Raw genomic sequence first — 11588 nt, 5'->3', positions numbered from 1 at the left:
ACATATTTACATCGAAATGGTTACTTTAAACACTAAAAAGGCCCTGAAGGGCCTTTTTAATTAGTTTACTATGAGCTTCCACCCAAGTTTACCTTGCTGTTTTGACTCTTGCTGTAGCTCGCTGGCCATTAAGGGATGATCTTTTAACCAGTTACTTTCAAACTTAAGGTCTAACACCTCATTTTTAGCAGTTAACTCAAACTTAGGCAATACGTCATCTTGTCTGCGCATTGATAAGATGACCGCTATTCGTAATAATCTCACAATATATTGCGCTAATAGGCTATTTACGCCGAGTGAATTAAAACAGCCTTTTGGAAAATCAGAGCGATGCGCATCAGCTACCGCTACTATTAGTTTATGCTCTGACTGTGAGAAACCAGGCATATCGGTATTTTCCAAAATATAAGCGGTGTGTTTATGGTACTGCTTATATTCTATTAGTAATCCAATCTCGTGAAGCTGCGCTACCGCTTTTAATAATGGTAACCCATTTAAACTTTCAATAGGCCAATCTTTATCTATACTTACCGCTAACTGCATAGCCAAGCTTGAAACTCGACACGCTTGTTTTTGATCAACGTGATAACGACTCATAAACCCATCAATAGTGCGTTTGCGAATGTCGTTATTATGGAGCTCCGGAACCATGCTATATAAAACACCTTCACGCAGTGCTCCACCCGCCAATCCCATTTTTTCTATTTCAAGAGATTCAAATAGTGCTATTAAGATTGCGAGTCCTGATACAAATACCAGTCGACGGTCTTCACTTAATCCAGGAAGGTCTAGCGCTGCAATAGTGCTAAATGCAATTGCTTGCTCTTTTATGGTGTTGAGCTTTTCAAGCGTAAGTAAATCGTCAAGATTTTGAGCGACCATAATTTCTTGAATTGCTTGTACTGTGCCAGAAGCCCCTGAAGCAATTTTCCATCCAGCAGCTTTATAATCTGGAGATATTTCGTCAATAACAGTTCGAGCCGCTTTTATAGCTGCGTTAAAGTTACTCTTATTTAATTGGCAATCTTTGAAGTAGCGTTCAAGATAGGTAACACAGCCCATGTTGAGGCTTTTGTAATGTAAGGCATCAAATGCTTTACCTATTACAACCTCGGTACTTGCGCCACCAATATCGATAACAAGCTGTTTGCCAGTACAAGATGAAGTGTGAGCAACACCTTTGTAAATTGTGCGCGCTTCTAATTCTCCGCTAATAACATTAATGTTATGACCAAGAATCTTTTCTGCATGACTTTTGAATACTTCAGCGTTAGTTGCTAAGCGTAAGGTTGCTGTTGCTACTATGGTAATATTTTTATCTGGAATATCTTGTAAACGCTCAGCAAAAAGTGCAAGGCATTCCCAGCCTCGCTGCATTGCTTCAGTGCTCAATACATTATCTTTATCAAGCCCTGCGGCTAATCGAACTTTGCGTTTAACACGCCCAATTGTTTGTAGACCGCCAGCGATTGACTTGGCTATAAGCATATGAAAGCTATTTGAGCCCAAATCAATAACTGCGTATACATTTTTTTGCGGTTTAAGTTGCCCCACCGTTCAAAAACCTCTAGTTACTACTACTTATACAAACGGTCGCTTACGACCGTCCTTTTTGGTAACTATTATTTGGGCGACGTCCGTTGTTATTACTACGGTTACGTGGACCATTTGAATAGTTGCGCTTTCTTTGAATAATAGGCTGAGTTAAATCATCTAGCAAAGCTGTTTTATCATAATGTGATAAAGGAATGCTATGTTCTATATATTCTTCAATTTCATGCAGGTTATATGCGTATTGTTCACACGCAAAACTAATTGCATGACCTGATGCACCCGCACGAGCAGTACGACCAATACGGTGTACATAATCTTCACAATCGTCAGGTAAATCAAAGTTAAACACATGACTTACTTCTGGAATATGAAGGCCACGCGCTGCAACATCGGTTGCAACTAAAAAGTCTAAGTCACCTTTGCTGAACTGCGCTAATATAGTTTGGCGTTTTTTCTGGTTAACATCACCAGTAAGCATACCTACACGATGACCGTCTGACTTAAGCCAAGCATATACTGTTTCACAACTGTGCTTGGTATTTGCAAACACGATTGCTTTTTCTGGCCATTCTTCTTCAATTAAGGTTAACAACAGCTTAATTTTATCTTCTTGCGAAGGATGAAATAGCTCTTCTTGAATACGTTTACCCGTTTTAACGTCAGGTTCAATTTGAACATGCTCTGGGTTTGTCATGTGCTCAAAAGCTAATTCTTGTACGCGATACGATAATGTGGCAGAAAATAATAAGTTTAAACGCTTTGATGTATCTGGCATACGATCGAACATATAACGAATATCTTTGATGAAACCTAAATCGAACATACGATCAGCTTCGTCAAGCACGACTACCTCAATTTCATTAAGGGTGTAACAGCCTTGCTTATACAGATCAATTAGGCGACCTGTAGTACCAATTAAAATATCAACGCCTTTTTCTAGTTGTGCACGTTGTTTTTCGTAATCTTCGCCACCATATACTAAACCTAAGTTAAGATTACAGTGCGGCGCTAAAATTTTAGCATCTTTGTGTATCTGAATCGCAAGCTCCCGAGTCGGGGCCATGATCAGGGCTCTTGGATGTTTACTAGGTGCTTTGCTAGATTGTAATAACCGATGGCACGTGGCAGTTAAAAACGCCAACGTTTTGCCTGTACCAGTTTGAGCTTGGCCCGCGATATCGCGTCCATCACAAATAAAAGGTAGGCATTTTGCTTGAATAGGTGTGCAATATTCAAACCCATTCTCGGTTAAACCGGCAACCACTTCCGGTGCGATAGCAAAGTCTGAAAACTTTTTATCGGTTAAATGTGTCTTAGTCATAGCGTTTAAGCATAACGTTTAAACTTGCAATAAGAAACAAGAGTGTTTAAATACGCACTAAATATTTCGCCTAACTAAATCGGAGAGCGCAATGAGCGAGAAAATAATCCAAATTACTGACGATAGCTTTGAAGCTGACGTATTACAATCAGACAAACCAGTACTAGTAGATTTCTGGGCTGAATGGTGTGGCCCGTGTAAAATGATTGCCCCTATTCTTCACGAAGTTGCTGATGAATACGACAGTCGAGTTACTGTTGCTAAATTAAACATCGACCAAAATGCTGGCACACCGCCAAAATTTGGTATTCGTGGTATTCCTACTTTACTTCTTTTTAAAGATGGCCAAGTAGCTGCAACGAAAGTAGGTGCTCTTTCAAAAACTCAACTTATCGAGTTTTTAGAAAACAACATCTAACTGTAAGCTAGAACTATAAAAAAAGGGCTTTTTGCCCTTTTTTAAATTTATTTTGTATAAAGACTGGACGCTTTGCCAGTGAACTGCTAGTTTATAGAGACAACTAATCCTTAGTTATATTCAACAAACCTCACTCAACGATCAAAGCGATTTTGAGTATGACAACTGTAATAAAGAACCCACCAATATGCATTTACGCGAATTAAAAGACAAGTCTATAAAAGAGCTTGTAAACTTAGCTGAGTCCATGGGGCTCGAAAACGTAGCCCGATTAAGAAAACAAGATATCATTTTTGCCATCCTTAAATCCCATGCCAAAGGCGGAGAGAATATCTTCGGTGGTGGTGTATTAGAGATTTTACAAGATGGTTTCGGCTTTTTAAGATCATCAGAAGCCTCTTACTTAGCTGGCCCAGATGACATTTATGTTTCACCTAGCCAAATTCGCCGTTTCAGCATGCGTACTGGCGATTCAATCTCAGGTCTAATTCGTCCGCCAAAAGATGGCGAACGTTATTTTGCTTTACTTAAGGTAAATGAAGTCAATTTTGATAAACCTGAAAACTCTCGTACTAAAATTCTTTTCGAAAACTTAACGCCGTTACATGCTAACGAACGTTTTCGTATGGAACGTGGTAACGGCAGTAAAGAAGATATTACAGCCCGTGTACTTGATTTAGCCTCACCAATTGGCCGTGGTCAACGTGGTTTATTAGTAGCACCGCCAAAAGCGGGTAAAACAATGCTACTGCAAAATATTGCACAATCAATTACACACAATCATCCAGATGCAACATTAATGGTATTACTAATTGATGAGCGTCCGGAAGAAGTAACAGAGATGCAACGCCTAGTTAAAGGTGAAGTTATAGCATCAACATTTGATGAACCCGCTTCTCGTCACGTACAAGTAGCCGAAATGGTTATCGAAAAAGCAAAACGTTTAGTTGAGCATAAAAAAGATGTTGTTATCTTATTGGATTCAATCACTCGTTTAGCACGTGCTTATAACACCGTTATTCCTTCATCAGGTAAAGTACTTACTGGTGGTGTTGACGCTAACGCATTACACAAACCTAAGCGCTTCTTTGGTGCTGCACGTAACGTTGAGGAAGGTGGTAGCTTAACAATCATAGCTACAGCGCTTATCGATACCGGCTCTAAAATGGATGAAGTTATCTACGAAGAGTTTAAAGGTACTGGTAACATGGAACTTCACCTTAACCGTAAAATTGCGGAAAGACGTGTATTCCCAGCTATCGACTTTAATCGTTCAGGCACTCGTCGTGAAGAATTACTAACAAAACCAGATGAGCTTCAAAAGCTTTGGATTTTACGTAAAATTGTTCATGACATGTCAGAAATTGATGCAATGGAATTCTTAATCGATAAACTATCGATGAGCAAAACCAATGATGAATTTTTTGATTCGATGAGACGCCAATAAAGCGTTTTAGCTGAATAAAAAAAGCGCCTAAGGCGCTTTTTTTGTGTCTGGATTAAATACAGTTTAACTTTCATTATACTTTTTAAGTACACTCTGCAACGTATCAACGAGCGCTTTAAAGTCATTTGCACTGCTTTTTTGGCTTCTACGTAGAAGTACTCTGTCTAAATTTTTAGCCGATTGCGCAATTTCATCTAAACCAAACATTTGTGCAGCGCCTAAAATACGATGGCTATCTTTTTGTAGCGCATCTAAATCTTCGCTTATAAAATGCTGAGTAATCGTTTCACTCTCCAAAGCAAAGCTCTGTTTGAAACTAATCACAAGATCGCTCATATCAACTTCATTTTGCTTTGTAGTTGGCTGATCTTCTGCACTATATAGGTGACTAGAGAGCGCTTTATAAAACGACTCTTTGTCTATCGGTTTACCTAAGTAACCAGTAAACCCTAACTCTAAATAACCATCCACTTCATGACTCATAGCATTTGCTGTTAAAGCAAAAATAGGTCGCTCAAAACCACATTGTTTTAATAGCTGAAAAGCAGAACGCCCGTCCATCACTGGCATTTGAATATCGAGTAGCACTAAATCAGGATACTCTTTTAAGCACTGCTCTACCGCTTGCTCACCGTTTTCAACGGCAATAACCTCGAGTCCCATTGAGCGTAAATAGCGGCTTATTAACCTACGATTATCAGGCTGATCTTCTGCAAGTACAACACGCCCTGCCAATTGCTTATTTACCTTTGGAGCATTTTGAGTTTCTATCAGGCTTTGCGATTTATTTACTTCTGCGCACGGTAAAAAGAACGAGAACTGACTGCCCTTTTTGTATTCGCTTTGTACACTGATATAACCGCCCATCATCGCGGCTAATTGTTGCGATAAGCTAAGGCCTAACCCTGTCCCCCCAAAGCGACGGCTAATGCTGTTATCTGCTTGGCTAAAGCATTCAAAAATAAGCTTTAACTGTCTAGAGCTCATACCAATACCGGTATCTTTTACAATAATCACTAGCCCTTGCTCACTCTTATTTAAAGCAATAATGATTTGGCCAGCGTGAGTAAACTTAATAGCATTAGCACATAAGTTTATAAGAATCTGTTTTACGCGTATTAAATCTAGCTTAGTGTAAAACTCATTACCCACTTGATTGTCTAAAATAAGGCGTAGATTTTTTGCTTTTGCTTGGGTGATAAACATTGCATGTACGTCATTTACAAGCTCTACAATATCAAAGCACAAAATATTTAACTCTAACCTATTAGCTTCAATTTTACTTAAATCGAGTACGTCGTTTATTAAGCTTTTTAAATGGTCGCTATGGCGCTGAATTACTCTTAATTCATCTTGAAGTGACTCGGGCTCATATAATTCGTTAATTAAAGCATCTGTTTGCCCTAAAATAGCCGTTAGTGGTGTTCTGATCTCATGACTAACATTAGCTAAAAATTGACTTTTAACATCATTAGCTGCTCTAAGCTCTTGAGCAACACCTTGAAGTTCTGCTGTGCGTTGCGCCACTTGTTCAGCTAAATATTGTTTTGCCCGTTTTTCTGCGCCGCGTCGGTATAATGCAACCCCTGTCACTATGACTAAAAATAACAGCACAAAAATAAATACCGTTAACTGCGAGCGCTGATGCATTTTTAGTTCTTGTAATTTACGGTCTTGTTTCAGCTCTTTAATTTCTTGATTTAATTGTGTGGCTTTAAATTGTTTTTCTAGCACAGCTAAGGCTTTAACAATAGAGTCACTTCTTAATTTGCGTAGTTCGTTATTGTACTTTTCATGCAACTGCATTGCATTCTCGTAGTTCCCCCTGCTCGCTTCAATCAAAGCGTGAGTGCCAAGCCCATCTCGCATAATACGATCATTACTATGCTCTTTAAGTAATTCAAAAACGCGTTCAATATTCGTTTTTGCCTCATCTAACATCCCCCTAACAAGTTGAACTTTTGCAAGAGTTTGCAGTGCAGTGAGTTCTAAGTTTTTGTTATCAATTTTAAGTGAGTACTCTATCGCTAATTGCGCTTGCTCATACGCTAATTCCACTTTATTAAGAATAATATTGACGTTTGCAAGGTTAGTGTACTGAGTCGCTAACTTATTCACATTGTTGACGGATAGGTAATAACGGGTTGCTAATTGGTAGTAGTGCATCGCTAAATCTAGCTGGTTGCTTTCAAAATAAACCACTCCCATATTGTTATGCACCAAAGCAATACCCAAATTATCATCTAACTTGCGAAAAATTTTTAACACGTCTTGATAAATGCTCATTGCATTTTCATAACGAGATAAGCGTGTATACACGCCGGCTATGTTAAGTAAAATATCGCTTTTATCTTGTTCACTACCTACTTTTTCGTAAATCTCTTTTGCTTTTAAATAGTAATCAAGCGTTGCTACCAATTTATGCATATTGAAATAAACCAAACCAATATTATTCAATAAGTTTGCTTGCTCTAATGGTTGGTTATTAATTTTTGCAATATCAAGTGCACGGGTGTATTGAGTTATTGCTTGCTTAAATAAGCCCTGATAAAAAAGTGCAACGCCTTGCATTTTAATTGCACGAAAGTGCTCGCTAGGGAGAAGTGATCCAGAAGTTTCTTGCTCTAATAATTTAAAGTAATTAAAGGCATCGCTAAACTGGCCGCTCGACAGTGCTGTATCGGCAAGGCCTGCATATATCACAGTACGATTTTGGGCTGTAATGCGTTGGTTATTAAGTAAGGCGTTACCTAATTCAAGCTTTGCATCCCATTGCTGTTTTTGCTTAAACTCTTCTAATGTTGGTTCTGAGTGTTGAGCATAACTTGGCAAATAGAACAAACTGCATACAATGAATAAGAGGCACTTGAGCTTGCCATGCATAATTTTAATCCTTCAAATTGTTACGTATAACAATGTAATCTGTACTGAAGATACACTAAATACTAGGGCGTAAACAATGCTTAACCCACTGATTGATGAGATTTTTGAGCTAATACTAACAAAGCAGATTTGGCAAGTTCATACTTTATCAGCAGAACTGACAAACCGCGGCGCAATAACCACTCTCGATAAAAGTCCTGAACGTGATTTATTTAAACGTAACTTTTTAATTATGAATGCACTGTACCAACTGCAGGCACAATTACGCCCTCAGAGTTTACTCATTTCAGCTCTGCATATCGAGCTTTTAGAAAAAGGAGATAATAGCTTAGTAACAACAAGCGTAAATTTGCGAGATTATTATTTAGATTGGCATAATTACGATACAAGTGAAGAGCAGATTGATGAGCTTCTAAATAGCTTTTGGCGTCAGTTTAAAACGACATCACCACAACAGGCATTAAATGAAAATGAATTTAAAGCGTTGGCTTTAGAATGGAAGTTACCTGAAGATTTCACTCTTAAAAACGTTCAAAAGCGCTGGAGACAACTTGCATTACAAATGCACCCAGATAAACCAAATGGTTGTGAAGTTAAGTTTAAAAAAATAAAATCACAATACGAGCAGCTAAAGGTAGCTGCTCGTTAATATATTAATTTAGCAGTTTAAATTAACGAGTAAGGCGACGTGCGCGTATTTTACGCCCTTTAATATTGCCTTCGGTTAATTTACGAAGCGCAGGTTTTAATGAGTTACGCTCAACAGCAACAAACGCGACGTTATCAAGTACGTTAATTTTACCTACCTGACGACCTGCAACCCCATCTTTACCCGTTAAAGCACCTAAAATATCGCCTGCGCGTACTTTTTGCTTCTTACCTGAATCAATCATCAAAGTAACCATTTCAGGTCGGTACGGCGGCTTGTCTAATAAATTAAATGGCGGCATTTGCTCAGGGGTAATATCACGCTCATAATGCTCGCCAATTTGTGCAATTTTAAACGCTTCGGCTTCACCGTAAATAGAACATGCAATGCCCTTTTTACCAGCTCGACCTGTACGACCAACACGATGCACATGGGTTTGCGTATCATGTGCTAAATGGTAGTTAATAACCATATCCATGTCATCAATATCTAAACCTCGTGCAGCAACATCGGTTGCAACCAGTATTGAAGCACTTTTATTTGAAAAGTGAATTAACGTTCGTTCACGATCGCGTTGTTCTAAATCGCCGTGTAGCGAGACGGCACTAAAGCCTTCGTCGGCTAAATCATCACACACTTGTTGAGTTTCTACTTTGGTATTACAAAACACAACACAACTTTGTGGCGTAAATTTAAGTAGCAATAATTTAAGTGTAGGGTAGCGCTGCTTATTATTGTCCATTTTGTAGAAGTACTGCTTTATTGTGCTTTTGGCTTGCTCTTCTTCTACTTTCACCATTTCTGGATTTTTAAGTACACGCTTAGCAATTGCTTCAATAGCTCTTGGGAATGTTGCACTAAATAACAATGTTTGGCGATTTTGTGGAATACGCTCAATAATTGCATCAAGTGTGTCTTGAAAACCCATATCAAGCATTTGATCGGCTTCATCAAGTACCAATGTTTCAACATCGTCTAAACGTAGTGTACCTTTACGAATATGATCATCAACACGCCCTGGTGTGCCAACAATAATGTGCGCGCCATGTTCAAGCGAACCTATTTGAGGGCCAATTGATACACCACCACACAACGTCAATATTTTAATATTATGAATACCGCGCGCTAATTTACGCATTTCAACCGCAACCTGCTCGGCAAGCTCACGAGTAGGACACAACACTAAAGATTGAATACGAAAGCGTTTTACGTTTAATTTAGCCAATACACCCAAGCTAAACGCAGCAGTTTTACCTGAACCAGTTTTTGCCTGAGCAATGATGTCTTTACCAGCAAGTACTGGCGGCAAACTTTGCGCTTGTACAGGTGTCATGTGGGCATAGCCAAGTGTTGATAAATTATCAACGAGTCCAGCTGGTAAAGCCAAAGATGAAAAAGCAGTTGAAGTCACAGTAAATTCCATAGCAATAAAAATAACGTGGAGTAAAGCTCCACTAAATATGCTGCTAATGATAGCAGAATTCGTAATTGGCAACCATTAACAAACACATTATAAAACGTGTCAATGAGGGGGATTTAAAATAATAGTAGATTTCATTCATAACCCGATTTTTTACATCGCTCACTTGCAACAACCAATGAAACTGAATTATTTTTACAACGCAGTATCAACAAGCATTACAATAAATGCCTATGCAAACTCTATTATCCGCAAAAATAAAAGTAGGGAGCTATATGACATTCTAGATGAACAAGCTACCTCGTGAGGACTGTTTAAGTAACAGTTTTGTATAGCTCTTATAAATTTACACAGGTTTTTTTATATCTATACTTTATTAGACCTGCAACAAAGCCTATTCATCTCATCTATTTTTTATCGTGTTTATTACATGCTCTAATGGCGTTAATTATTTAAAAGGTCTACCAAAATGAAAAAATTGATTACCGCGCTGCTGCTTACCAGCAGTATGACTGCAAATGCTAGCAATGCTGAATTTACACAAAAGCAATTACAACAAGTAAACGAAGTGCGCACCTCAGCTCTTAATAGTGATTTAAGCTATAAACTATTAGAGTCATTAACAACGGAAGTGGGCCCGCGCCTTCCTGGTACAGAAAACGATAAAAAAGCCGTTGCATGGGCTAAAGCCAAATTTAATGAACTGGGCTTTGATAAGGTATGGTTAGAAAAAGCCACATTTCCTGAATGGCGCCGTTATAGTGAAAGCGGAAAAATACTAACGCCAAGCGAGCAACCACTGCACTTAACTGCATTAGGTAACAGTATAAGCACACCAAAAGATGGGATCACCGCGCCTGTTGTATTATTTGAAACGCTTGATGAATTAAAAGCCGCACCAGCAAACAGTTTAAAAGGTAAAATTGCGTATATTAATTACCGTATGAACCGCCATATTGACGGCAATGGTTACGGACCTGCTGTAAAAGCACGTGGTACTGGCGCTATAGAAGCGTCAAAAAAAGGGGCTGTTGCCTACATGATGCGTTCGGTAAGTACCGGACATCATCGTTTTGCACACACAGGTGGTAGTTACTACAAAGAAGGTGTTACAAAAATACCTAACGTAACCATTGCTAACCCAGATGCCGATCAGATTGCACGGCTCATTGCTTTAGGCAAAGACGTGTCGGTAAATATTAACGTGCAAACCGAAAATCTAGGTGAAGGTACAGGTTATAACGTTATTGGCCAATTTAATGGTACCGAAAACCCTGAGCAATACGTACTTATTGGCGCGCATTTAGATTCTTGGGATTTAGGTACTGGTGCATTAGATGATGGCGCAGGCGTTGCATTAACAATGGCGGCAGCTAAACATATTAGCGATGTAAAACGTCCTAAGCGCAGTATTCGCGTCGTACTTTTTGCCGCTGAAGAACTTGGGCTTTGGGGTGCTAAAGCTTACTTTGCAGAGCATAAAAACGAGCTAAGCAATATTGTTGCAGCTGCTGAGTCTGACTTTGGCGCCGATGTTGTATATGCTTTTGAATCAAATGTAAGTGCAGAGTCACTGCCTGTAGTACGCGCTATAGCAAAAGAACTTGCGCCATTAAATATTGAGCATATTGGTAAAAATGAAGCGAAAGGTGGACCTGATCTAATTCCACTTAAAGCAGCAACGTCAGCGCCTATATTTGAACTTGCTCAAGATGGCACAGATTACTTTGACTACCACCATACAGCTGACGATACGCTTGATAAAGTAACACCTGCTAAGCTGCGTCAAAATACCGCTGCATATGCTGTATTTGCTATAATGGCTGCCGATGCAAAAACCACTATCAAGCCTAAAGCTCAAAATAAGTAATAACAGACATACTTACTTACAGTTTG

General features: G+C 39.0%; 8 protein-coding genes. 4 read left to right on the top strand and 4 right to left on the bottom strand.

What is annotated here, in order from left to right; genetic code table 11:
* Window positions 1–60: 60 nt before the first annotated feature.
* Together gppA and rhlB are read right to left on the bottom strand one after the other, a co-directional pair.
* Window positions 61–1554 (bottom strand): guanosine-5'-triphosphate,3'-diphosphate diphosphatase, encoded by a 1494-nt coding sequence (gene gppA / locus P20652_RS14260; protein ID WP_008166445.1) that lies wholly within the window; start codon window positions 1552–1554, stop codon window positions 61–63.
* A gap of 43 nt (window positions 1555–1597) precedes the next feature.
* On the bottom strand, window positions 1598–2875 hold the full coding sequence (gene rhlB / locus P20652_RS14265; protein ID WP_008166443.1) for an ATP-dependent RNA helicase RhlB: 1278 nt from the start codon (window positions 2873–2875) through the stop codon (window positions 1598–1600).
* A gap of 91 nt (window positions 2876–2966) precedes the next feature.
* Here rhlB and trxA point away from each other — a divergent pair, with 91 nt between their 5' ends.
* A complete protein-coding gene (gene trxA, locus P20652_RS14270; RefSeq protein WP_002960942.1) occupies window positions 2967–3293 on the top strand; it encodes a thioredoxin TrxA in 327 nt (108 codons plus the stop codon).
* A 187-nt stretch (window positions 3294–3480) separates the two neighbouring features.
* The gene (rho, locus tag P20652_RS14275; protein WP_008166441.1) at window positions 3481–4740 is read left to right on the top strand and encodes a transcription termination factor Rho; all 1260 of its coding nucleotides are present in this window, start codon (window positions 3481–3483) and stop codon (window positions 4738–4740) included.
* A gap of 63 nt (window positions 4741–4803) precedes the next feature.
* Here the strand turns inward: rho and P20652_RS14280 are convergent, their stop codons facing one another.
* Entirely contained in the window at window positions 4804–7623 is a 2820-nt protein-coding gene (locus P20652_RS14280; RefSeq protein WP_033017118.1) for an ATP-binding protein, read from the bottom strand.
* A gap of 76 nt (window positions 7624–7699) precedes the next feature.
* On the opposite strand from P20652_RS14280, the gene P20652_RS14285 reads away from it, so the two are divergent.
* A complete protein-coding gene (locus P20652_RS14285) occupies window positions 7700–8272 on the top strand; it encodes a DNA-J related domain-containing protein (protein WP_008166437.1) in 573 nt (190 codons plus the stop codon).
* Window positions 8273–8294: 22 nt separating this feature from the next.
* Here P20652_RS14285 and dbpA read toward each other — a convergent pair whose 3' ends face one another.
* Entirely contained in the window at window positions 8295–9683 is a 1389-nt protein-coding gene (gene dbpA, locus P20652_RS14290) for an ATP-dependent RNA helicase DbpA (protein WP_007580581.1), read from the bottom strand.
* Between the two features lie 478 nt (window positions 9684–10161).
* Between dbpA and P20652_RS14295 the strand changes: the two genes are divergently transcribed.
* On the top strand, window positions 10162–11562 hold the full coding sequence (locus tag P20652_RS14295) for a M20/M25/M40 family metallo-hydrolase (protein ID WP_008166434.1): 1401 nt from the start codon (window positions 10162–10164) through the stop codon (window positions 11560–11562).
* The last annotated feature ends 26 nt before the right edge of the window (window positions 11563–11588 follow it).

Origin of the sequence: Pseudoalteromonas sp. BSi20652 (assembly GCF_000239855.1) — a bacterium.
GTDB lineage: Bacteria > Pseudomonadota > Gammaproteobacteria > Enterobacterales > Alteromonadaceae > Pseudoalteromonas.
This window is presented reverse-complemented; position numbering and strand designations above follow the sequence as displayed.

Excerpts from the sequence above, each read along its gene's own strand:
- rhlB (WP_008166443.1), bottom strand. The coding sequence starts at position 2,875 with ATGACTAAGACACATTTAACCGATAAAAAGTTTTCAGACTTTGCTATC.
- trxA (WP_002960942.1), top strand. The coding sequence starts at position 2,967 with ATGAGCGAGAAAATAATCCAAATTACTGACGATAGCTTTGAAGCTGAC.
- rho (WP_008166441.1), top strand. The coding sequence starts at position 3,481 with ATGCATTTACGCGAATTAAAAGACAAGTCTATAAAAGAGCTTGTAAAC.
- P20652_RS14280 (WP_033017118.1), bottom strand. The coding sequence starts at position 7,623 with ATGCATGGCAAGCTCAAGTGCCTCTTATTCATTGTATGCAGTTTGTTC.
- P20652_RS14285 (WP_008166437.1), top strand. The coding sequence starts at position 7,700 with ATGCTTAACCCACTGATTGATGAGATTTTTGAGCTAATACTAACAAAG.
- P20652_RS14295 (WP_008166434.1), top strand. The coding sequence starts at position 10,162 with ATGAAAAAATTGATTACCGCGCTGCTGCTTACCAGCAGTATGACTGCA.